The sequence below is a fragment of the Mameliella sp. CS4 genome, from assembly GCF_019392335.1.
In the GTDB taxonomy this organism is placed as follows: Bacteria; Pseudomonadota; Alphaproteobacteria; order Rhodobacterales; family Rhodobacteraceae; genus Antarctobacter.
The window spans coordinates 73,695-96,903 of record NZ_JAHXRQ010000020.1 but is presented as its reverse complement, the minus strand read 5'-3'; the positions used below and the strand labels follow the sequence as shown (position 1 = coordinate 96,903).

The following is a 23,209-nucleotide window of genomic DNA, read 5'->3' as shown; positions in this document are numbered from 1 at the left end:
CTCACGCCGCCGAATGATGGCACGCAAAAGGGGAACAAGCTCGACTTACGACTGGCCCTGAAAAAAGGGGCAGGTCAGGACCCCAATGGCAATGCCTGCGGTGGGGCATGTTCCGAAGAGGATCAGGCCCGTATTGATGAAACAGAGCCTCTTCCTCTCTATGATGAAACTGCTGGGTCAATAGATGCGGAAATAAAGCACCTCCAAAATGAGATTGCAGGGATCCCTGCCAATCAGGCTCCGACAACGGGGTGCAACTCGGTGCGAGACTGTGGTGCGACACCGGGGCAATCACCGATTACCCAAGCCGACCTTCTAATGCTGGAGCTAAACGCTCTTGTTGGACTGCAATCTGTTGTCCCTGCCGACACCACGGAAGCCGGGTTGATGGGAATCGGGTTAGGTATGGGAAGGGTCGGGATGGTGCGCCCTGGGCTCTCCTCGCTCGGTAAGACCGTTTCTGGCTTGCAAGACCGAGCGGTCAACACAGGGCGAAACATTTTGGAAAAACCCGGTGGCAAAAAGGCGGCACGCGAAATTTTTTGATAGTCTCCCAATTGCTCCCGGTAAATCTGTGACGCATCAGGTTAACGGCAATGGAATAAGCATTACCCGCGGGCCGCTACCTGGTGGAGGAACGAAAGTGCTAAGAAGTGGAAGTACTAGAAACAATCGGGCTGGATCGAAAAGCGCCTGGACAGTAGATCTGCACTATCCAAGCAGACCCAACGAAAAGTTTAGGTTCCCAGAGTGACCCAATACGATTTGCATCCTTTGGAATCCGGGCGCAGCTTGGGTAGTCGAATTAATTTGGATTCGATCCACTATTTTCCGGATGGGCTTGATATCGACATAGAGGATTTCTATTTCCCAGGCAGGGAGAAATACAAAATATCATTTGGGGCGGGCGTGCTATCGGTGCGGATTTGCAATGAGTCGTACCTACTGGATGTTCCTTGGGGTTGGACTTCAAGTGAACCCAGCGGGATTGTACCCAGTGTAGGTTTCTCCGAAGAAAGCGCGCTAATCGATGAATTTCACAAGGTGAGCATGGGAGTGCGAAGTGGGCAAAAAGTATTTCACGTTGCTGTCTTGACGCAGCAAGAGTGGATAGATGTGCTTTGCTTGAGTCTCCCTGTTATTTCGCCAATCAACTGATAGGCGGAGGCAGTGTATTGAATTTGACCTGCTCCTCGCGAAATCCCTCACCGTAATGTAGAGTCTGCGCCAACTCTGAAGGAGCAGACGAATGCGAAAGAGCCGTTTTACCGAGGCGCAGATCATCCATTGCCCGACAGGGCATTGCGAATGCAATGTCCCGATAGGGGGATGATCAAAGAGCAGGAGGCAGGGATGCCGACAGCCGAACTGTGCCGCAGGCACGGTCTAAGCACCGCGACGTTCTACAAGCTGAAGGCCAAGTATGGCGGGATGGAAGTGTCTGAGGCCGCCAGACTGAAGGCGCTCGAAGACGAGAACGCTAAACTCAAGCGCCTGCTGGCCGATATCATGCTGGACAACGTCGCGCTGAAGGATCTGCTGGGAAAGAACTGACGACATTGACCAAGCGGCGAGACGCGGCGCTCCGGGTGATGCGGGATCATGATATCTCGCAGCGTCCCATTGCCCGGCAGGCGATTTGCGTAGCAAATCTGCCGAGAGGGGGCCTGCAGGCTGGTCGGTGTTGATCCCAAGACTGTCCGGCGAGAACGCCCGCCGGATTGCACCGAGATCCGAAAGGAGATGCAGGAGATCGCCGGCAAGCGGCGTCGGTTTGGGTATCCCGCTGCCCGGCAGGGCATCACGAAGTGATGTCCCGAGAGGGGCCGGATCGGCGTCCTGCTGGAACGCAAGGGCATGACCATGAACCACAAGAAACTGTATCGCATCTACTGCGAGGAAGGCCTGTCTGTGAAGCGACGGCGTGGCCGGAAACGGGCGCGTGGCGGCGTCCCGACGAGTCGATCAGTGGGACGTCTTCGCTGGCGCGCGCGGCCTCCTGACGGGGCAGGGCAAGTGCACCCGCGTCCGGATGCTGAACACGCATTGCCAGGGCAACGCGCCAACGCCTTTCACCCCTGCCGTAGTGGACGAGGTGCAGGACATTTCCTTGCCAGAACTGCTTTTTCTCGGCCCCTCGCCCGAGACCGGTCGAATGGCCGGTTCTTCGCCGGAGACATCGGCCAGCGGATCTTTCGCGCGCCATTCCCCTGGAAGGCTGCCCGGGGAATGTAAGGGGGGCTCGCGCAGTCAGAGGGTGAACTCCTGCACATCGCAGGAGCCTCGTAGCCAGTCCGACTGCCTGCTACCCTCACGAGCTAGACGGAGGCAGACGGCAACGAGGATCGCCGTACCGGCGTTGTGTCGCTGTTCGACGGCCCAGTCCTGTGTTCTTCAATCCAATCCGACGGTGCGGGCAGCGTCCGGCTTCTGGTCAACCTGGCTAGATGCACCCGAAGCGGCACCGATTTGATGCCGCCCCGGCTTTGGCGCTCCTCTGACGGTCAGCTTGCCAAAAGCTCCTTGAGCTTGTCGTCGATGAATTTCACATCGTCCGGATTGGTGCCGGGACCGCCCGCGAAATGACCCCAGATCGATGGGATCGGGACGAATTCGGCGTTGGGCATGTTGGCAACCTCGTTCTCACTGTCCGCAGGCGGGAAATACAGGTCGGTCTGACCAGGCATGACATATGCCTTGGCCTTGATCGCCCCCAGCGCTTTTTTATAGTCGCCGTTGTACAGTTCGTTGTCACTGATATCGCCATTCTGCCAGGTCCAGGCCATGGTCAGCAGGTTGTTCGCGTCCTTGGGCAGGAAGAAACCTTCCCAGAAGGCGATCAGGAAGTCCTCGAGCGAGGAAAAGCCCAGCGTCTCAAGGTCCAGCTCGGCCCGGTAGAAATCCTGCGAGAACCCCCAACCGGCATAAACCCGTGCCATGGCGCGCAGGCCCTTTTCCGGCTTTTCCCTGTAGCGCCCGTTTTCCCAGGCGGCATCGGCGCAAAGCGCCGCCTTGACCCCTTCCAGAAAGACGAAGTTGTGGCGCGAACACTTGGCCGACCCGCAGAACGGCGCGATCGTTTCCATCATGTCGGGATACATGGCGGCCCAGTGAAAGGTCTGCAACGCGCCCATCGACCATCCGGTGACCATTCTGATCTTTTCGATGCCGAACTTTTCAGTCACAAGCCGGTGCTGGGCCCTGACATTGTCATAGGCAGTGACTTGCGGAAAACGATCCGCGTTATAGGGTTCGGGCGTGTTCGACGGCGACGACGACAACCCGTTGCCGAACATGTTGGGGATGATAATGAAATACTTGTCCGGATCCAGCGCCATGCCGGGACCGACAAGCCATTCGTTGTCGTAGTGCTGTCCCGAATACCAGGTCGGGTAGACAATCACGTTGTCCTTGGCTTCGTTCAAGGTGCCGAAGGTCTTGTAGGCAAGTTTGCAGTCCCGGATCGTCGCACCGCGCTGGAATTGGAAATCGCCCAGGTCGAAGATTTCATAGTCTAGGGTCATCGTGGTCTCCTAAAGGTGGCAGGGGGGGGGGCGACGCGACCGTGGCCGCGCCGCTGAATGGTGGTGTCGTGGATCAGGCAGCCTTGGTGCCGGCCATCTTGCTCAGGACCAGATAGGCGATGGCGCCGACGATGCCGGCCGAGATCGCGGTCGAGAGCTGCGGTGCGTACCATTCAACCAAGAAAGCCACGATCGAACCGCAAGCCCAGGCCAGAAAGGCCGTGCCACGCCAGTCTGTATCAATTTCGGATCCTTTGCGTACCACGAACTGGTCCATCAGGATGATAGCACCAATCGGCGGCACGAGGATGCCCAGTAGCGAAAGCCACTCGATGAAAAAGGCCCAGACGTTGGTTGCGGCAATCAAGATCCCGACGACACCCAGCAAGATGGCGAACAGGCGCATATGGCTGCCCAGGATTCGCGACCAGCCAGTTGCGGCATTGTACAGGCAGTGTGCACAGACCGAGCCGAGGTTTGCATAGAGGAAGGCAAAGGCCAGAACGCTGAGCCAGGTCATCTGCTGGGCGTTCATGTAGCCGAACATGTTGTCGGATCCAAAGGGATTGGCGTCCGGAACGGCCAGCGCCGCGGTCATGACGCCACCCACAAGCATGGCGATCAGGTTGGCAAAGGGGAAGGCGCTGAATGTGGCAACCAGCGAACTGGCATCGTCCTTGGCCCAGCGGTTGAAGTCTGCAGTCACGGTGCCGGCGTCGATGAACAGCGCGATGACAACTGTCAGGCCCACCCCCATCGACATGCTGGCGACCCCGTTGTTGCCGGGATAGGCCATGATCTCGGCCCAGGTGGTGGTGGAGGCGGCATCGCTGGCGACCCACAGGCCGAGCACCACGAACAGCGGAACCGAGACCGTTCCGATCAGGTGCAGGCCCCTGACCCCGATGAAGGTAATGCCGATATACAACACGCCTGCGATCGTTGTCATGACGACGTAGTTCAGGCCGTAGGTGCCGCTGACCAAGGCTCCGGTGATCCCGGTCTGCACCGCGTACCAGCCCAACAACAGTGTCGACAGCAGACCGGAGGCAAACACATAGCCCTTGCGCCCGAACACGATGCTGGCCAGCAGGGCAAAGTTCAGACCCTTGCGCGAGCCCAGCAAGCCAAGGGCGCCGACATAGACCAGCATGATCAGGTTACCGATGATCATCGCCTTCAGCGCATTGCTGAAGCCCATGCCAAGTACCAGGATCGAACCGGTCATCGCACCGGTGATGATCATCGGGAAGCCCATCCAGACCATCGTGACCGAGAACATGCTGCGCCGGGCCCCGGGCGGAACGGGGTCGTGTTCATATTCCTCGCCCAGGGCGTGATCGATGTTCTCTTCGATATGTTCGAGCGCTTCCGGCTCGACGTGACGGTGTGGTGAAGACATTTTGATACCTCTCTGTCGTTTCAGGCTGGTTCTTCAGGCAAAAATCATCCTTCACCCGACGGCGTTGCCGATGGGCGCCCAAGCGGACGGTGTTCGCATTTGTTGTGATTGTTTCGTCCACCAACCCGGACGACGCAGAAAGCTTCAGCGGATTGCGTCGGGTCGATGTGTATGGATCGGTTTTTTTTGCCTTGCTTTCAAACCTTTGCAATTTCGCGGCAAGCTCATGCCGCAAAACAAAAAAAGCCCCAACCAGTCGATTGTTTATCGACTGAAATCGGGGCTCAACTGCCGTTCTGAAACCCAAGCACGCCTTTGGACTTGGGTGAATTCACGTTAAGTGATTCGAGACAAATTGCAAATGTTGAATTTGAAAGACTGCAGTTTTGACGGGTCACGCCTTGGTTTGCCGCATTTTTAAGCGATCTATCAGTGGCGCGAGCTGGCCATGTCTGAAAACCGAGCGCATCCAAGTCGAGAACGACCCAGCCGATCATGTGACTCGCGCGATCCAAGCATGTCCGGGCGTCCACCCAACCAGTGCCGAAACCAGGTTCAGGGCTTCGGTTGATTGCTTTGGCGGTTGCTGGAAAAACGTCGCGAATCTCTTGTTCTGTTCCCGTGCGGTACCGGAAATTCTGCTCTCAAAATCGTGTGTCAAAGCGATGTTGGGACATGAATATTATTTTAACATGTTGAAAACCCGTATAAATTAATACTTGCAAAGTTTGAGTCGATCCTGAACTATCGAAACAGGCTCAAATGCGAGTCTAAAAATATATCGAGCAAAAAGGCTCTCCGAGCGTGGTGACTGCACCGCATCGGAGGGCCTTTTTTGTTGCCGACAGATGCAGCCGCTCGGAAACAACAGAGGAGAAGATTGAATGAAACGTCGTGACTTTCTCGGGGGCATGGGGGCTGTTGGCACAGCGGGCATGTTATCGACACCCGCACTGTTGGCTTCGTCCGGCCGGGCTCTTGCGCAGGGCGCAGATATTCCTGTCGGCTTGCTGTTTTCGCTGACGGGCGCGGTGGCCGTTGTGGAGAGCACTCTGCATGATGCCGCGCTCATGGCGATCGAAGAGATCAACGCCTCGGGGGGCATTCATGGCCGCCAGCTGCGCCCGATCATCGAAGATCCTGCATCCGACCCGGCAACCTATGCCAACCGTGCCCGGCGCCTGATGATCCGTGACAAATGCGTCAGCGTGTTCGGGTCCTACACTTCGGCGAGCCGCCAGGCTGTTCTGCCGGTCACCGAGCAGCGCAACAACCTCTACTGGTATCCGACCCTGTACGAAGGGCGGGAGTGCTCGCGCAACGTCATGTACGGCGGCGCCGTTCCGAACCAGCAGCAAGACGACCTGATCCCCTGGGCCATCGAGAATTTTGGTCCGCGCTTCTTCATGATCGGCAACAACTATGTGTATCCGAAAGAAGAAAACAACTACTGCAAGACCCTGCTTGCCAAATACGGCGGCGAGGTTGTGAACGAAGAATATGTGCCGCTTGGCCACTCGGATTTCAGCTCGGTCATCAACCGGATCCGCGCGGAAAAGCCGGACGTCATCTTTGCAACCGTTGTCGGGGATTCTGACGTCGCATTCGCGCGCCAGTATCATGCTGCGGAACTCGATCCGTCGCAGATGCCCGTTGTCAGCCTGACCCGGTCCGAAGTCGAGGTAAAGGCAATCGGTGGCGAGGCGGCCGCGGGCCATTTCTCGTCTGCGCCGTACTTCATGGGGCACGGCACTCCGGAGAACGAGAAATTCGTCGAAGCCTACAAATCCCGCTATGGCGGCGACCAGGTGACTCATTTCGTGAGCGAGGCCGCATACTTCCAAGTCTACCAGTTCAAGGCGGCGCTTGAAAAAGTCGATCCCGCGAACATCACGCCGCAAACCATTCGTGATGCGGCTGTTGGCCTGACGTTGAATGCCCCGCAGGGCGAGGTTCTGATCGACGAAAACCTGCACACGCATCTTTGGCCCAAAATCGGGCAGTGGAAGACCGACGGTCAGGCCGAGGTTCTGGTTGAATCCAAGGAGCGGATCGCTCCGAGGCCCTATGCCGCCTACGAAGGCCAGACCTGTACCGGTGAGGGCCTGGTCAAAGCCTGACCAAACCAACTCCATCCAAGAAAAACAGGCAGCGCCCGGCTCTGAAAAACGAGCCGGGCCAATGGGAAAGGCTTTCTTATGGACGTTATTGCGAACCAGCTTTTCGCCGGTCTGAGCATGGCCTCGATCCTGCTCATGATCGCTCTCGGTTTGGCGATTATCTATGGCGCGATGGGGGTCATCAACTTGGCGCATGGCGAGTTTGTGATGCTCGGGGCCTATGTCACCTGGGCTTTGCAGACACATGTTGGGATAGGTATCCTGCCAGCACTTCCCATCGTCTTTATTGCCGTCGCCCTTGTGGGACTGATCGTTGAAAAGGCCGTCGTGCAGAAACTGTACCACCGGCCGCTTGATACAATCCTTGCGACCTGGGGTATCGGGATCATTCTTCAGCAGCTGGTGCGCCTCGGGATCGGAGCGGAGTCGCGGTTCGTGAAGGGACCGGAAATCCTGTCCGGAAATACGGAAATCGGTCCCCTGATCATGTCGAATTACCGGATCTTCGTGATCTTCTTTTCGATCGCCGTCCTGTTCGTGACCTGGCGGCTGATGACGCGCACCGAATTTGGCATGAAGCTGAGGGCAGTGATCCAGAACCGTGACATTTCCGAGTGCTACGGAATTGAATCGAAACGGATATTTTCGATCACCTTCGCATATGGTGCGGGCTTGGCAGGAATTGCCGGGGCGCTTATCACGCCGTTGTTCAGCACCATCCCGACGATGGGAACAGGGTTGGTCGTCGATGCTTTCCTTGTCGTTATCGTTGGCGGGCTGGGCAGCCTGGTCGGTTCTGCCGTCGCAGCGGCACTGATCGGTGAGGCAACGGCGCTTTTCTCGATCGTGATCAATGACACGCTTGGCCGCATCGCGGTTCTGGCGGGCATCATTCTGCTGATCCGATTCCGCCCGCGCGGGCTTTTCCCAACTGAAACACGTCGCTGAGGACACAGGCATGTCATCCAAATTCCAATTCGAGCTGGTGGCCCTCGTGATATTCGCGGTTGTTATCGCTTTCGGTGTGCCAGCGGTCATGAACTATGACGGCTTCGAGCTGAATACTTTCGCCCGGTATCTTGCCCTGGCGATCGTTTCCATGGCTCTTGCCTTGTCCTGGGGCGTTACAGGTCTGCTCAACCTGGGCCAGGCTGCCACCTTCGGCATGGGCTCTTATGCAATGGCCATGCATCTGAAACTGCGCGCCAGTTCGGGCTTGCCCGATTTCATGTCCTGGAACAACGTTTCGGAACTTCCGCTGTTCTGGGTTCCCTTCAATTCCCTTGCGTTCACCCTGCTGGCGGGGCTGCTCATCCCCGCGTTTATCGGCGGCTTGATCGGAATTTTCATGTTCCGTGCGCGAATTGCAGGGGTGTTCGTGGCGATCATCACACTGGCCTTCCTGGTCGCGTTCCAGCTTCTGGTCATCAACCAACAAGGGCTCACGGGCGGGCAGAATGGTCTGACCGGGCTCGCGCAGATGACCTTGTTCGGCTGGGCCTTCGATCCATACAGCATGGGATTCTACTATCTCGTGGCCGGTTGTGTGACCGTGGCTCTGGCGATCGGTGTCTACCTGACGCACAGCAAGTTCGGACTCGTTCTGCGGGCCATTCGCGAAGATGCCGATCGTACCCGGTTCTTCGGATACAACGTCGCCAATTACAAAACCTTGGTATTCTGCATTTCCGCGGCGCTCGCCGGGTGGGCAGGCATGCTCTACACGCTGGTTCTGGAGTTCGCATCGCCAACTTACATGGGCGTGTCCTTCAGTCTGGCGATCGTGATCTGGTGTGCCGTCGGAGGTCGGGAATCCGTCATCGCAGCGGCCTTCGGGGCCATCGTCGTCAACATGCTCGAGGGGCGCCTCTCGGATATCTTTGTCGAAGGGTGGCACCTCATCCTCGGCGTGATCTTCGTGCTGGTTGTCATGTTCATGCCCCGCGGGATCTTCGGCCTGCTTGTGGAAGGTGCGCAGAAACTTCGCACGGTCGGTCGGGCGCGCCCCGGGCACGCCGTCGAACCGCTCTCGACCACTCCCCTTGAAACAAATCAGGAGCGGTAATCATGGACAGATTGCAAGTTACTGACCTCCATGTGGAATTCGGCGGGGTTCGCGCTGTTGACGGTCTGAGTTTTTCGGTCAGGGAAGGAGAAATCCTCTGTTTGCTCGGCCCGAACGGGGCAGGGAAATCAACGACGCTCGACCTGATATGTGGCAAGACACAGCCCACCGGTGGCTCCATTCACCTGGATGGTGTCGAAATCTCCCACATGCTTGAGTTTCGCCGTGCCCGTCGTGGCGTTGGACGGAAGTTTCAGGTGCCGTCGGTCTACAAGGATCTGACAGTTGACGAAAACCTGTCCATTGCCCGCTCGAAACGTCCCGGAATCTGGAGTGCACTTACCCGCTTTGCACTGACCGACAGCAGGGAAACCGAACAGATCCTCGACCTGGTCGACCTGGGGGCAAAGCGAAGCGAGCTGGCCGGAAACCTGTCTCACGGTGAAACCCAGTGGCTCGAGATTGCGATGCTGATCGCACAGGACAGCAAGCTGATCCTGATGGATGAGCCGACGGCCGGCATGACAATCCAGGAAACCGAACGCACCGCCGAGATCTTTCGATCCCTCAGCGCCAATCATTCGTTGATCGTGGTCGAGCATGACATGTCTTTCGTCCGGTCCGTGGCCGACCGGATCATCGTGATGAACCGCGGGGCGATGCTCGCCGAGGGCTCGATCGAAGAGATCGAGGCAAACGAAGACGTGAAGACAGCGTATCTGGGGCACTGATCATGGCAAGCATCAAAGCAAGAGAGCTGTATTCCTACTACGGCAAAAGCCCGGTCCTGCAGGGCGTGTCGTTCGACCTGTCACCCGGAGAATTCCTTGCCGTGCTGGGGCGCAACGGTGTCGGCAAGACTACACTTCTCAAGACCATCATGGGGCTGACGGATCGGTGCGAGGGCGGCCTTGCCTTCGACGATCAGGATATCCTGGGTCTTTCCACGTCGCAGAGGTCTCGGCTTGGGATCGGCTACATTCCGCAGGGCCGCGAGATCATTCCCCAGTTCACAGTCCGCGAAAATATCCTCATGGGGACCTTCGCGCGGCCGGACGGCAAGCGGGAGATCCCCGACTACCTGTTCGAGATGTTCCCCATTCTGGACGAATTCATCGGGCGCCGTGGCGGCGATCTTTCCGGCGGTCAGCAGCAACAACTGGCCATCGCAAGAGCGCTCGCGATGGACCCCAAGATTCTCATCCTCGACGAGCCAACCGAAGGCATCCAGCCAAATATCGTGAAGCAGATCGAGGATGCGATTGTTTGGCTCAATCGGGAACGAGGGCTGAGCATAATCCTGGTCGAGCAAAACGTGCCATTCGCAAAATCAGCATCGGACCGTTTTCTCTTGCTCGACAAGGGACGGGTCGTTCTCAGCGGAAAGACGGACGATTTGGCTGACGAAGACGCCGAGAAACACCTGACTTTCTGACCAGACCCACAACTCACCAAAACACCAAACAGGAAAGGTAACACCATGAGACACGGTGACATTTCAAGCAGCGACAACACGGTAGGCGTCGCGGTCGTCAACTACAAAATGCCGCGCCTGCACACAAAGGCCGAGGTGATGGAAAACGCCGAAAAGATCGGGGACATGATCATCGGCATGAAGCAGGGCCTTCCGGGCATGGATCTGGTCGTCTTCCCGGAATACAGCACCCAGGGCATCATGTACGATCCCGACGAGATGATGGAAACGGCCGCGAGTGTGCCGGGTGACGAGACCGAGGTGTTTGCGCGCGCCTGCCGCAAGGCCAACACCTGGGGCGTGTTCTCCCTGACCGGGGAGCGTCACGAGGAACACCCCAAGAAAACCCCCTACAACACTCTGATCCTGATGAACAACAAGGGCGAAATTGTTCAGAAGTATCGCAAGATCCTGCCGTGGAATCCGATCGAAGGCTGGTATCCGGGAGATCAGACCTACGTTGTCGAGGGTCCGAAGGGCCTCAAGATCAGTCTGATCATCTGTGATGACGGCAACTACCCCGAGATCTGGCGAGACTGCGCGATGAAGGGGGCCGAGCTTATTGTTCGTTGCCAGGGCTACATGTATCCGGCCAAAGAGCAGCAGGTCATCATGGCCAAGGCCATGGCTTGGGCGAACAACAGCTACGTCGCCGTGGCGAATGCCGCCGGTTTCGATGGTGTCTACAGCTATTTCGGCCATTCGGCGATCATCGGGTTCGACGGGCGCACGCTGGGCGAATGCGGCGAAGAGGACATGGGTATCCAGTACGCCCAGCTCTCGATCCCGGAAATCCGCGATGCGCGTGCCAACGACCAGTCGCAGAACCACCTCTTCAAGCTGCTGCACCGTGGATACACGGGCATCCACGCCTCGGGCGACGGTGACAAGGGCGTCGCTGAATGCCCCTTCGAGTTCTATCGCAACTGGGTCAACGATGCGGAGGCCACGCGCGAACACGTCGAGTCCTTTACACGCACGACGATTGGCGTTGCCTGCTGTCCGGTTGGGGGCCTTCCGACCGGTGCCAAGGAAAAAGAAGCGGACTGAACAGACGCAATTGACGGGGCGGTTGATGGTGACTGCCCCGTCACCCTGGTTTCGTGAGAGAGCAAATGCCACTACTGACAGATCGAATGCATGACATGCAAAGGCGAGAAAAACTCGCCGCCGCGCTCAGGGACGAAAACGCCTCAAGCGTGAGGACTGTTGGTGATCGAAGCCATTCGGCAACGACGCTCGCATCTCGATTCTCTTTCGACCTGGAAAGAATAGAGGCCGAACTGCGCGCCTCGATTATCGGGCAGGAAGAGCCCATTGAACAGGTGATGGAGATTCTCAAGGTTGTTCGGGCTGACATCGGTGATCCGCGCAAACCCTTGGCGTCCGTGCTGTTTTGCGGACCGACAGGCGTTGGCAAGACGGAAACCGTTCGCACAATCGCCCGGGCGCTGTACGGCGATGCGGATGCGTATTGCCGGATTGACATGAACACATTGTCGCAAGAGCATTATTCTGCAGCAATCACCGGGGCACCGCCCGGATACGTCGGTTCTAAGGAAGGCACGACGATCCTGGATCAGGAAAAGATCGAGGGGACGCGCAACCTGCCGGGGCTGGTTCTTTTCGATGAACTGGAGAAAGCCAGCAATGAGGTCATCCTTGCGCTCATGAACGTGTTCGACAACGGGCTGCTTGTTGTGGCCTCGGGTGAGCGCACTTATTCCTTCAGAAACAGCCTCATCTTCATGTCTTCAAACCTCGGCGCACGAGAGTTGATGGCGCTTGATGATCGGGTTCCGGGATTCCGCGCGTTCTGGTCGCGAATAACGCAAAGGGAAAAATCTCACAGGGAACGGGCAAATGATATTGTGATGAATGCGCTGCTTGATCGTTTCCCCCCGGAGCTGGTCAATCGCATAGATCACATCGACACGTTCAATTGGATCGGGTTCGACAAGATACCTGAACTTGTCGACGTGGAGATGGAGCGGCTCAACAGGCGGTTGAAGAAACATGACCTGTGGCTGGAGATTTCCCCGGAAGTAAGGGACTTTATCGCATTGAAAGGGTACGACAAGCGTTTTGGTGCTCGTGGGTTGCGGCGTGCCATGCGGCGCCATCTTGAATTCCCCCTCGCGGGCTACCTGTTGGGGGACCATGGAGACTTTTCCCCGCCGGACGGAAGTGTCATTGTGAAGATCAAGGCCGATTGCCAAAACGACACCGTGTCATTTGGGCAACGCTGAGAAGGGAATGGATCTTTGAAGAGTTGGAAAGTCGGCCTTCTGTTCTCCGAGATCGGGGTAACGTCGATCATCGAACGGTCGCAGCTGCACGGTGCGCTTCTGGCCATCGACCGGATCAATGCAAGTGGTGGTGTCCGTGGTCGACCTGTCGAACCCGTACGATACGAGCCTGAATCGGTGACGCAGAGGTACGGTGAACTGGCCGAAAAAATGATCGTCGAAGACAAGATCAACGTGATTTTTGGATGTTACACATCGTCGTCCCGCAAGGAAGTCTTGCCTGTAGTCGAACGCCGCAACGCGCTGTTCTTCTATCCGACGCTTTATGAAGGCTTCGAGTATTCGCCCAATGTGATCTATGGGGGGGCCTGTCCAAACCAAAACAGTGTTCCGCTTGCGAACTACCTGATGAAGGCCTACGGCAACCGGTTCTATTTTGTCGGCTCCGACTACATCTACCCCAGGGAATCCAACCGGGTGATGCGCAATATCTTGCGCCAAGGCGGCGGCGAGGTTCTGGGAGAGGCGTATTTCGACCTTGAAGCGAAGGGTGCGGATTTTGCTTCCGTCATCGATGACATCATGGAAAAAAAGCCGGATGTCGTATTCGCGACCGTTGTCGGCCAGTCCTGTATAGAATTTGTCAAGGCGTATCATGCGGCCGGCGGCAACGGGCGCCTGTGTCCCATTGCCAGTCTCACCATGAACGAAGGCGAAATTGACGCGATCGGACCCGAGGCGTCGGCGGGGCATATAACCGCCGCACCGTATTTTCGATCCATCAATTCCCCTGCGAACCGACGGTTCCTGAAATCCTATGAGGAAAAGTTCGGATCAACGGTAGATGTCACCAGTTGCTGTGAGGCCGCTTATAGCCAGGTTCACATGTTCGCCAAGGCGCTTGATGAAACGGGCGAGTTGGAAACAGAATGTTTGCGCGAGGCCTTGCTGGGCGCGAGCTTTGATGCGCCCCAGGGACAGATCAAGATCGACCCGGACAACAACCATACCTATTTGCAGTCCAGAATTGCAAAGGTTGATGAGACCGGCGAATTTGTCGTCGAATCCAAAGTCCGACGTGCCATCAAGCCCGACCCCTATCTGGTCTTCCCTGCCATTCATGATTGGAGTTTCCGAACCCTGAAGGTGGCGGCAAGTGGGCGCGAAAATGAGTGATCCGATTCAGGACATTCGAGACCTCCATGCACTTGTTGTGCACCCGCGGGATAGAAGCGCAGATGAACTGTTACAACAAGTGAACCGGATTGGCTGCAACTTCGAACATATGTGGCCGATGCCAAAGAATCTTCCCGAAAAGTTCGATCTTATTTTCGTGGATGTCACGGATCAAACGGCTCAGCGCCTGACCTCTTTCATCAACAGTAACGAGAAGCCCCCGACGACAATTGCGATCATTGGGTATGAAAATCCTTCGGTTCTGGATTTGATTTTCGAGATAGGCGCGCATTCCGTTCTTATGAAACCGGTGCGCGCTGCAGGTGTTCTGAGCAGTATGCTTATGGCGCGCAGGTTTCATCAAGAGCAATTGCGGTTTGAGAAGGAATTGAAAAAGGTTCGGAGCAAACTTGAAAATGTCCAGAAAGTGAACGACGCAAAATTCATTCTGATGCGGCATCGTGGAATTACGGAACGTGAGGCTTATGATCTGATACGAAAACAGGCAATGACGAAGAGATCGACGACGACCGAGATCGCGCAATCCATTATCAACGCCGAGAGTATACTGAGCAATATGGGTGACGTTTAGGCTCGGGACCCACTCGAATTCGAACCGAAAGAAATGCGCTTCAACAGGTGACCGTTGGCAGATAGCGGCGGTTACGAGCCCCCGAAATGAAACTCACTCACGACATCAAGCACTTAATAGCCTCTCTTGCGGGAGGCTTTTTGCGTTTGCGCCACCCGTGGACGCACCGTGTGACCTGCTGCCCCAAATCCCTCACCGAGACGTAAAGTCTGCGCCAACTGCGAAGGAGCGGAGCACTTCAGTGGGGAAGATCAGGGCCACGCCGAAGCGCGGCACTGTCCCCACGGGTCCGAACGGATCACGGAGCCGGGCCAGCACAATGGCTTCCGCGTCTGCTCCACGAAAGAGACAAAGGCCCTGCGCACCTGGCCGTTGGATACCATTTTCGACCAGTGATGCGGCCTGAGTCGTCATCCCTCTGCACAAAATCTGCACATCTTGCGCGCAAGTCCTGCACGCGGCCAAGGCCATCCTGGCCCCATTCCGACACACAGGAGATTGGGACATGGACAGGCAATTGAGCCTCCCCGGGCTGCCAGATGCATTGGCAAAGGACGGTTGGTGGCTGGACGAGGGCGCGACCCCGCCAAGGCAGGGCGGCGGCGGGGACACCCATCGCGGGGCGCGGCTCCCCGGGCGTCTTGTTGCGGTGCTGACACTGGTTGCGCTGGCGGACCTCTTGTTCTGGGGCAGGGCGCCCGGTCTCTCGGTGGTGATCTTTGTCGCGGCCCTGCTGGCCTGGGGCCTGCAGGGGACAGGGGCAGGGTGGCGTCCCGTGGGTCTGTTCCTGGTCGCGGCGCTGCCGGCGGTCGAGCATTTGCAACCGCTCTCTCTGGCCTTCCTATTGGTCGGGCTGGGGGGGGCACTGACATGGGCGCATCATCCGGGGACGCCGCTGGCGGCGCTGTCGCGCGCCACGGGCGTCTTCCTGGCGCGACTGCCGCTGGCCTGGCTGGCACAGTTTGACCCGCGCCGCCTGGGGGCGATGCGCCGGACGCTGGCGGAGGCACCCGTTCCTCTGGTGCGGGGGCTGTTGCGGGACTGGGCCTTGCCTCTGGGCGGCGCGCTCGTGCTGGTGGCGCTTTTGATGCAGGCGAACCCGGTGCTGGCGCAGCTTGTGCGGATCGACCTGGACTATTGGCACCTGGCGCAGCGCATCGTCTTCTGGGGCGGGATCGCGGTGATTGTCGGCCCGTTCCTGGCGCCGGTCCCCCTTCGGGACCGTCGCCCGGTTTTGCCGTCGCTTGCGCCCGGGTGGCTTAACCCCGGCTCGGTCCTGCGGGCGCTCGCGGTCTTCAACCTGCTGATCGCGGTGCAGAGCCTCACCGATGTCTCGATCCTGCTGGGGGGCGCCGATCTGCCCCAGGGCATGACCCTGGCCGAATACGCGCATCGCGGCGCCTATCCGCTTTTGGTGGCGGCGGTGCTGGCGGGGGGATTTGCGCTGGCGGCGCGGCCCTTTCTTGGAGAACACCGCATGATCCGACCGCTGTTGCTGCTCTGGCTGGTGCAGAACATGGTGCTGTGCGGGGCGGCGGCACTGCGGCTGGACCTCTACGTCGAATCCTTTGGGCTGACCTACCTGCGGCTGCATGCGCTGATCTGGATGGCGCTGGTGGCGGCGGGGTTGGGCCTGGCGCTGTGGCAGGTGCTGCGCGCGCGGTCGAACGGCTGGTTGCTGCTGCGGAGCGGTCTCCTGGGGCTGGCAACGCTCTACCTCTGCGCGATGGTGAACTTCGCCCAGGTGATCGCGGCACAGAACGTGACCCGGGCAAAGCCGGACCTGTGGTATCTCTGCGGTCTGGGCCCGATGGCCGCAGGGCCGATCGTCGAAAGCGGCCTGGGCCGGGTCACCGGGCGTTCGGTCCAGTTGGGGCCGTGCCGGATCTCTCGTCCGGAGGTCGAGGACTGGCGGGGTTGGGGCTTTCGCACCTGGCGCGCAAGCCGTTATGTTCAAGGCGTGATGGTGGAGCGGCCCTGATGAAGATCCTGATCGTGGACGACGATCCCCGCCTGCGTGAACTGGTGCGGCTGGCGCTGGAACGGGCGGGCCACGCGGTCATCACCGCCGGCGACGGGCAACAGGCGCTGACCCATGCCGCGCGCGAGGCGCCGGACCTCGTGGTGCTGGACGTGGGCCTGCCCGAGATGGACGGGTTCGAAACCTGCCGCCGCATCCGCACGCGATCCGAGGTGCCGATCCTCTTTCTGACCGCGCGCGATGACGAGATCGACCGCATTCTGGGACTGGAACTTGGGGCCGACGACTATGTGACCAAGCCTTTCAGCCCGCGCGAACTGGTGGCGCGGGTGGCGGCGATCCTGAAACGCACGGCGCGGGGGGCGGTGCCTGCGCGGCTGGAACGGGGGCGGTTGTCGCTGGATTGCCATGCGCGGCACTGCCGCTTTGGCGCCGCCGATATCGCGCTGACCGCAACCGAATTCGGCCTGCTGGCGTGGCTGATGCAGGAGCCCGCCCGCCTGACCCCGCGCGCCGAGCTTGTCGCCGCGCTTTGGGGGGCGCAAAGCGCGGTGTCGGACCGGACGCTGGACAGCCACCTGCGCAACCTGCGCCGCAAGCTGGCCGAGGCGGGCTGTGCCGAGGCGGTCGAGACGGTGCACGGGCAGGGGATGCGCATGGGGCCCTGCCGATGAACGGGCACTGGCGGCCCTCGCTGGCCTTTGTCCTTGGGGGTGCCCTGGGCGGGACGCTGGTGGTGTCTTTCGCGGGACTGGTGGCGCTGCGTTACCTGGGGCCGGTGATCGGGTTCCGTAACGCGGCGATCCTGCTGGCGCTGTCGATCACGCTGGTGACGGCGGTGCTGGGCTGGTTGCTGGTGCGGTTGCTGCTGCGCCCCATTCACGCGCTAGAGGCCTATGCCGAGGCGCAGGAAAGGGGGGGCACCCCGGCACCGCCGCGCCATTTCGGCACCCATGAACTGCACGCCACCGCCCGCCGGGTGATCGCGATGGCCGAGACCCTGCGTGACCGAGAGGCGACGATCCGTGCCTTCACCGATCAGGTCACGCATGAACTGCGGACGCCCGTCTCGGGCATCCGCGCGGCCAGCGAGCTGTTGGAGGATGGCGGAGCGCTGCGGCGCGAGGATGCCGCTCTCGTGGCCGAGGTCGAGGGCGCCTGCACCCAGATCGAACGCCAGCTAGCCGCGCTCCGCGAGGTCGCCCGCGCGCGCGAGACGCGCTACCTCGGCTGGTCCGTGCTGGAAGATCTGCTGCCCGACCTGCGCACGGAACACCCGGGTCTGGCCTTGCGGGTCGAAGGGGGCGCCGTGCCTTTGCCGATTGCCGGGGCGGGCATGCGGATCGTCCTGGGCCAGCTGTTGCGCAACGCCGGCGAACACGGTGCATGCCAGGTTCTGATGCACGCGGGAACCGAGAGCGGCGCAGCCTTCCTGGAGGTGCAGGACGACGGGGCGGGGATTTCACCGGGCAATGCCGCCCGTGTCTTCGAGCCGTTTTTTACCACGCGGCGCGGCGCGGGGGGCACCGGCATGGGGCTGGCCATCGTCCGCAGCCTGCTGACCGCCCACGGCGCGACCATCCGGCTGATGCCGGCAGAGCAGGGCACGCGACTGCGGATCGGTTTCGCGCCCGCCGCGCGCTGAGCGCCGGCCAGGCGGAGGCGGGCAGGGGCGCGACCTGCGATAACCGCTTTTCCTTTGTCGAATGCGACGTCGAGAATTTCACCTCGGACAGCTCCTTCGACGAGGTGTATCACCTGGCGTCGCCGGCCTCGCCGCAATGGTACATGAGCGATCCGCAACCCACGATCTCGGCCAATATCGTCGGCGCCATCACCCTGCTGCGCTACCTCAAGGACGATGGGCGGTTCTGCTACACCTCCACGTCCGAGGTCTATGGCGACCCGGTTGTGACGCCGCAGCCCGAAACTTACCCGGGCGCGGTCATCCTATGATGAAAGCAAGCGCGTGACAGAGGCGTTGCTTATCGGGATGCGACGCACGCGCGGATTGGCTACCCGGGTCGCGCGACTGTTCCGCGACTGTTCAGTGTCGAGGGCCCGCATACCCGCGTCGATGACGCGCGGGCCGTGTCAAATTTCATCCAGACCCGCTGCTGGGGCTATGTTGCACTGGGCCTTGTCTCGTCGCTGTCCTAGGGGATCAGCCTGTGTTTCTTTCTGCCGATCCTGGCGCCTCTGCCCGGCCAGTCCGGGGTGGAGGGTACGCTTCCGCCGCTTCTGGGCTGGGTCGATGACTGGCTGCCGCCGGATCGAGTCTTTGCCGGGCGGCGACGGTGTCGTGCCGGGGATCTACGATCACAAATTGCCCCTGCTGACGGTGCATTCCCGGGGCCGCAAGGCACCGGACAAGAAACACGGGCCGAAAGGGGGGTAGGGGTCGCCTTTCGGCCCGGCCTGGGCAGCGGGATCAGCGATCCTCTGCCCGGGGGCCCGTAATCAGCGACTGCGCCGTGTAGACGAGGATCGCCAGCCCGACGGCCCCGGCCCCTGCAATCCCCAGCAAGAGGATCACGTCCACCGGCCCGCCGATGTTGGACAGGTGCGAATGGGTCATGCGCAGCACGAACCAGACCGCCGCCACGGCGCCCAGGGGCATCGACAATTGCGCCAGCAGGAATTTCCGCCAACTGATGCTGCGGTCGCGGATCAGCACGTAGAGATAGGCCAGCGTGACCAGCACGGCCACCACGACCATGCCCCAGAACAGCCCCGTGCCAAAGATCTCTTCGAAGACGGCCAGGATGGTGCCGAATGTCAGGTCTTTCATGTCTTGTCCTCCTCAGGCCCGGCCGCGCAGCATGGCGTTGTAGGTGGCCTTCAACGCGACCTCCTTCATCAGCCAGCTGATCCAGAGCTCTTCGAGCGGCGCGATCACACCGGGAAAGGAGGGCACCAGATCGTTGTTGTAGTCGAACTCGACCAGCATGGCGCGACCGACGCGGGTGATCATCGGGCAAGAGGTGTAGCCGTTGTAGGTCTCGGTCGGCGCGCGGCCCTCGATGGCGGCGATCAGACCGTCCTCGACCACCGGCACCTGCCATTTGACGCTGGCCGCGGTCTTGCCCTTGGGCACGCCGGCCACGTCGCCAAGCGCCCAGATATCGTCAAAGCGCAGGTGCCGCAGACTGGCCATGTCGCATTCGACCCAGCCCTGATCGGTCCACTTGTCCGCCCATGACAGGCCCGACTGTCGGATCACCTCTGGCGCGCGTTGCGGCGGGATGACATGGATATAGTCATAGTCCATCTGTACATCGGCGCCTGTGGCATCGGTAAAGGTGGCCTGTCTGGCGCCCGCGTCGATGGCTTTCAGCGTATGATGCATCGCCGTGTCGATGCCCCGGTCGCCGAACAACATCCGGACCTTCTCGGCCACGATAGGCACGCCGAACAGCGAGTCTTGCGGTGCGGCATAAAGGAACTCTGCTTTGCCGCGCGTGCCGTTGGTGCGGGCGATGTCGTCGATCAGGAAGGTGTGCTTCAACGGCGCACCGGCGCATTTCATCTCTGTCGCCGGGCGGGTGAAGATCCCCACGCCGCCGGTTTCCGTGAACCGTTGCGCGGCCTTCCAGGTGGCGGCGGCATATTGCGGCCCGGCGTAGAGCGCGCCGATGCCGTTTTCGCCCACCATGTCCAGCGAGAAGCCCTCGATGGCGTCGTGATCCAGCACCAGGCCGGGCGCCACGACGAGGAAGTCATAGGGCAGGGCGGTGCCGCCCGTGGTGGTCACGGTGCGCGTCTCCGGGTCGATCCCGGCGGCGGCCTCAGTGACAAGGGTCACGCCGCGCGGCAGCCAGTCGGTCGTTTTCGAGACGACGTAGCCTGCGGGTTTGAGACCGGCGGCCACCAGCGACAGGCCGGGCTGGTAGAGGTGATCCACGCTTGGGTCCACAAGGGTGATCCGGGCGCCGTTCAGTCGCCGCACCAACCGGTTGGCCAGGGCCGTGCCGCCTGCGCCCGCGCCGATGATGACGATTCTGGCATTGGTGGTGGTCTGGGCCTGCGCCCGCTCGGCGGTGCCCGCCGCGGCCAGAGCGCTCGCCCCGGCGGCCAGGGCGAGGAACCCGCGGCGCGACGGTGTGAAAGATGATTCTGTCATGTAGCTCCTCCGAGTCACGTGCGGGATTGTGAATATAACCGCAGGCCGTGACATTGACTCAGGTCAAGAAAGTTGAATGTGTGAGGCGGGTTTTCGCGGGCAATCCGGTCATGAAAACGGGTCCGAACCGCAGGGTCCGGACCCGACCAGTGCAGGGCGCGGGCTCAGTAGCTGGTCACGCGGGCATTGAGCGCCATGATCGCGGCGGCCATCGTGCCGGGGTCGGCCACGGTCACGCCGTCCAGCAGAACCTCGGCGGTTGCGCCCTTGCCGGGCAGGTAGATGGCGCAGACTTCGACCTTGGCCTTCGGCTTGGTCATGATCATCTGCATCAGCCCCTGGGGCGACATGGCCTTGGGCGGCTGTGCTGCGGTGGCGCTGTCAGGTGCCTCTTTCAGCGCCATATCGCCGGCCGGACCGCAGAGCAGGACATGGGCGGATTTGCCCTGACCCAGGGCCTGCATGGTCAGCACCATCGCCATTAGCTGCGTCTGGGGCTCGGGCGCGGTCAGAATTGTGACAAGCGTATCGGGCGCCTCCTGCGCGGCAGCAGGCAAACCGAGTGCGGCAACGGCCAGCGTGGCCGCAGTCAATAGGGTCTTCATGAGACCTCCTGTCAGGTTTGGGAGTTGGGGACCGGGGCAGGTCGGGGTGACCCGCCCCGGTGGGGAAATCCGCCGTCGGGACGATTGACGGCGGATGTCTCGGGATCAGTGGTCGTGGTCACCCACGGGGCAGTCGCCCTCTTCGGTGAAACAGGCGTCGGTGCGCAGTTCCAGCCACATCGCGTTCAACACGGCAAAGGCGGCGGCCAGCGGCAGGCCGAGAAGCCAGGCGAAATACCACATGTTTTGTCTCCTCTTACCAGGCGAGTGTCTTGACGTCGGGATCGAACAGCAGTCCTTCGACCACCGGCCAGCTGCCCATCGTGACACCGTCGATGTAATCGGCCTTCGTCAGGCCGGCGGCGGCCGAACAGGCGGAACACATGATGACCTGGCCACCATCGGCCATGAAGGCCGTCAGCATGTCCTGGATCGAGGTGCCGTCCTTGGCCATCGGTCCGGGAATATGGCTGGGCCGTTTCTTGTCGGCCAGGTAGACGGCGCGCACGTTCAGCCAGATCGCCACGGGTTCGTGCCCGTTCTTCAGCGCCTTCTGGTGGGCGAACATGATCGCTTTGGCGGCCGACCACGTGTCATCCGTGGTCAGGTTGACGAACAACCCGGGCTTGCCCTCCTCGGCAAGGGCGGCGGGGGCAGAGGTCATGACGGCGCTCAGCGCCAAGGCGGCAGCGGCGACAAATGTGATCAAGCGTTTCATTGGTTTCTTCCTTGTTTTAGTAAACGGTGTCGGAATTGCCGGTGACGTCATCCTCGGTGACCTTGCCCCAGAGCACCTTGTAGACCCAGGCGGTGTACATGAGGATCAGCGGCATGAAGATCGCGGTGACGACCAGCATGATGAACAGGGTCTGGTGCGAACTCGACGCATCCCAGACCGTCAGCGAACTGTTCGGGTCCACGGTCGAGGGCAGGATGAAGGGGAACATGGTCAGCCCGACAGAGGCGATGATCCCCGTGATCCCCAGTTTCGACCAGAGGAGCGTGGTCACCTCGCGGCCTGACACCAGCCCGCGCAGGGCCAGGGCGATGCCGAGGAAGCCCATGACCGGGGCGACCGCGATCCAGGGACGCTCGGCATAGGCCGCAAGCCAACTGCCGCCGCGCGTCACCTCGGAATAGAGCGGGTTGGACGGGCCGTCGGGCGCGACGTCGTTCACGAAGGAAAACCCGTCGATCCCCAGGGCCAGCCAGAGCCCGGCCAGCGCATAGCCCCCGGCCGCCACGAGCCCCGCAATCCCGCCAAAGCGGCGGGCGCGGGCGGCAACCAGACCTTCGGTCTTGAGGTTCAGCCAGGCCGCGCCATGCATCAAGAGCATAGAGATCGACACGACTCCCGCCAGCAACGCGAAGGGACGCAGGAGGCCCAGAAACTTGACCGCGAAGTTGCCATCATACATCGGCATCAGGTCATCGGTCAGGAAAAAGGGCACACCCAGCATGACGTTGCCCACGGCCACGCCAAAGAGCAGGGCCGGGACGGCACCACCCGCGAAGAGCGCCCAGTCCCAGCGCGCGCGCCAAGCCGCGCCGTCGCGTTTGGAACGGTACTTGAAGGCCACGGGCCGGACGATCAGCGCCGCCAGCACCACGAACATCGCGAGGTAGAACCCCGAGAAGGAGACCGCGTAAAGCGGCGGCCAGGCGGCAAAGATCGCGCCCCCGCCAAGGATGAACCAGACCTGGTTGCCTTCCCAGACCGGGCCCACGGTGTTGATGACGACGCGCCGCTCCACATCGGTTTTCGCCACGAAGGGCAGCAAGGCGCCCACCCCCATGTCAAAGCCGTCCGTCAGGGCAAAGCCGATCAGCAGAACGCCCAGCAGCGCCCACCAGATGACACGCAGCGTGTCGAAGTCGATCATCTCATACAGGATCAT

At 60.5% G+C, this 23,209-nt stretch carries 23 protein-coding genes and 1 pseudogene; 16 read left to right on the top strand and 8 right to left on the bottom strand.

Annotated elements, in window-relative coordinates:
* The 3 genes and pseudogenes from KZZ07_RS20485 to KZZ07_RS20475 form a co-directional block, all read left to right on the top strand.
* On the top strand, positions 1–546 hold a 546-nt coding region (locus KZZ07_RS20485), incomplete at its 5' end, for a hypothetical protein (protein WP_219516799.1).
* A gap of 204 nt (positions 547–750) precedes the next feature.
* The gene (locus KZZ07_RS20480) at positions 751–1,158 is read left to right on the top strand and encodes a hypothetical protein (RefSeq protein ID WP_219516797.1); all 408 of its coding nucleotides are present in this window, start codon (positions 751–753) and stop codon (positions 1,156–1,158) included.
* A gap of 91 nt (positions 1,159–1,249) precedes the next feature.
* Positions 1,250–1,947: pseudogene (locus KZZ07_RS20475) on the top strand (transposase); the annotation flags it as partial.
* Positions 1,948–2,504: 557 nt separating this feature from the next.
* Here KZZ07_RS20475 and KZZ07_RS20470 read toward each other — a convergent pair.
* Both KZZ07_RS20470 and KZZ07_RS20465 read right to left on the bottom strand, forming a co-directional pair.
* Positions 2,505–3,524, bottom strand: coding sequence for an alpha/beta fold hydrolase (locus tag KZZ07_RS20470; protein ID WP_219516796.1), 1,020 nt, complete (start codon positions 3,522–3,524; stop codon positions 2,505–2,507).
* A 73-nt stretch (positions 3,525–3,597) separates the two neighbouring features.
* Entirely contained in the window at positions 3,598–4,926 is a 1,329-nt protein-coding gene (locus tag KZZ07_RS20465; RefSeq protein WP_219516794.1) for a purine-cytosine permease family protein, read from the bottom strand.
* 884 nt (positions 4,927–5,810) lie between these two features.
* Here KZZ07_RS20465 and KZZ07_RS20460 point away from each other — a divergent pair.
* From KZZ07_RS20460 to KZZ07_RS27805, 13 genes are all read left to right on the top strand, one after another.
* Positions 5,811–7,046 carry a transporter substrate-binding domain-containing protein gene (locus KZZ07_RS20460; protein WP_219516791.1) on the top strand — a complete coding sequence of 412 codons (1,236 nt, stop codon included), beginning with the start codon at positions 5,811–5,813 and terminating at the stop codon, positions 7,044–7,046.
* 78 nt (positions 7,047–7,124) lie between these two features.
* Entirely contained in the window at positions 7,125–7,994 is an 870-nt protein-coding gene (gene urtB / locus KZZ07_RS20455; RefSeq protein ID WP_219516790.1) for an urea ABC transporter permease subunit UrtB, read from the top strand.
* 10 nt (positions 7,995–8,004) lie between these two features.
* Positions 8,005–9,111: an urea ABC transporter permease subunit UrtC gene (gene urtC, locus KZZ07_RS20450; protein ID WP_219516788.1), complete on the top strand. Its 1,107-nt coding sequence runs from the start codon at positions 8,005–8,007 to the stop codon at positions 9,109–9,111.
* A gap of 2 nt (positions 9,112–9,113) precedes the next feature.
* Complete coding sequence (locus KZZ07_RS20445) at positions 9,114–9,842, top strand: ABC transporter ATP-binding protein (RefSeq protein ID WP_219516786.1); 729 nt, start codon at positions 9,114–9,116, stop codon at positions 9,840–9,842.
* 2 nt (positions 9,843–9,844) lie between these two features.
* Positions 9,845–10,546, top strand: coding sequence for an urea ABC transporter ATP-binding subunit UrtE (gene urtE, locus KZZ07_RS20440; RefSeq protein ID WP_219516784.1), 702 nt, complete (start codon positions 9,845–9,847; stop codon positions 10,544–10,546).
* Positions 10,547–10,591: 45 nt separating this feature from the next.
* Positions 10,592–11,635, top strand: a complete 1,044-nt coding sequence (locus KZZ07_RS20435) for an aliphatic amidase (protein ID WP_219516782.1) — start codon at positions 10,592–10,594, stop codon at positions 11,633–11,635.
* 65 nt (positions 11,636–11,700) lie between these two features.
* A complete protein-coding gene (locus KZZ07_RS20430; protein ID WP_219516780.1) occupies positions 11,701–12,834 on the top strand; it encodes an AAA family ATPase in 1,134 nt (377 codons plus the stop codon).
* Positions 12,835–12,849: 15 nt separating this feature from the next.
* Complete coding sequence (locus tag KZZ07_RS20425) at positions 12,850–14,010, top strand: transporter substrate-binding domain-containing protein (RefSeq protein ID WP_219516779.1); 1,161 nt, start codon at positions 12,850–12,852, stop codon at positions 14,008–14,010.
* Positions 14,003–14,602: an ANTAR domain-containing response regulator gene (locus tag KZZ07_RS20420; RefSeq protein WP_255564485.1), complete on the top strand. Its 600-nt coding sequence runs from the start codon at positions 14,003–14,005 to the stop codon at positions 14,600–14,602. The genes KZZ07_RS20425 and KZZ07_RS20420 overlap by 8 nt, the downstream gene beginning before the upstream one ends.
* 505 nt (positions 14,603–15,107) lie before the next feature.
* A complete protein-coding gene (locus KZZ07_RS20415; protein ID WP_219516778.1) occupies positions 15,108–16,583 on the top strand; it encodes a DUF4153 domain-containing protein in 1,476 nt (491 codons plus the stop codon).
* The gene (locus KZZ07_RS20410; protein ID WP_219516777.1) at positions 16,583–17,257 is read left to right on the top strand and encodes a response regulator transcription factor; all 675 of its coding nucleotides are present in this window, start codon (positions 16,583–16,585) and stop codon (positions 17,255–17,257) included. The genes KZZ07_RS20415 and KZZ07_RS20410 overlap by 1 nt, the downstream gene beginning before the upstream one ends.
* Positions 17,254–18,228 (top strand): sensor histidine kinase, encoded by a 975-nt coding sequence (locus KZZ07_RS20405; protein ID WP_219516776.1) that lies wholly within the window; start codon positions 17,254–17,256, stop codon positions 18,226–18,228. The genes KZZ07_RS20410 and KZZ07_RS20405 overlap by 4 nt, the downstream gene beginning before the upstream one ends.
* A complete protein-coding gene (locus KZZ07_RS27805; protein WP_255564489.1) occupies positions 18,225–18,539 on the top strand; it encodes a GDP-mannose 4,6-dehydratase in 315 nt (104 codons plus the stop codon). Before KZZ07_RS20405 ends, KZZ07_RS27805 begins: the two co-directional genes overlap by 4 nt.
* Positions 18,540–19,014: 475 nt before the next feature.
* On the opposite strand, the gene KZZ07_RS20395 is transcribed toward KZZ07_RS27805, so the two are convergent.
* The 6 genes from KZZ07_RS20395 to cydB form a co-directional block, all read right to left on the bottom strand.
* Positions 19,015–19,374, bottom strand: a complete 360-nt coding sequence (locus KZZ07_RS20395) for a DUF5368 domain-containing protein (RefSeq protein WP_219516775.1) — start codon at positions 19,372–19,374, stop codon at positions 19,015–19,017.
* Between the two features lie 12 nt (positions 19,375–19,386).
* Positions 19,387–20,706 carry an NAD(P)/FAD-dependent oxidoreductase gene (locus tag KZZ07_RS20390; RefSeq protein ID WP_255564484.1) on the bottom strand — a complete coding sequence of 440 codons (1,320 nt, stop codon included), beginning with the start codon at positions 20,704–20,706 and terminating at the stop codon, positions 19,387–19,389.
* Positions 20,707–20,870: 164 nt separating this feature from the next.
* Complete coding sequence (locus KZZ07_RS20385; RefSeq protein ID WP_219516772.1) at positions 20,871–21,311, bottom strand: DsrE family protein; 441 nt, start codon at positions 21,309–21,311, stop codon at positions 20,871–20,873.
* A 105-nt stretch (positions 21,312–21,416) separates the two neighbouring features.
* The gene (gene cydX / locus KZZ07_RS20380) at positions 21,417–21,554 is read right to left on the bottom strand and encodes a cytochrome bd-I oxidase subunit CydX (RefSeq protein WP_043143396.1); all 138 of its coding nucleotides are present in this window, start codon (positions 21,552–21,554) and stop codon (positions 21,417–21,419) included.
* 13 nt (positions 21,555–21,567) lie between these two features.
* The gene (locus tag KZZ07_RS20375) at positions 21,568–22,029 is read right to left on the bottom strand and encodes a DsrE family protein (RefSeq protein ID WP_219516771.1); all 462 of its coding nucleotides are present in this window, start codon (positions 22,027–22,029) and stop codon (positions 21,568–21,570) included.
* A 16-nt stretch (positions 22,030–22,045) separates the two neighbouring features.
* The gene (gene cydB / locus KZZ07_RS20370; RefSeq protein ID WP_219516770.1) at positions 22,046–23,209 is read right to left on the bottom strand and encodes a cytochrome d ubiquinol oxidase subunit II; all 1,164 of its coding nucleotides are present in this window, start codon (positions 23,207–23,209) and stop codon (positions 22,046–22,048) included.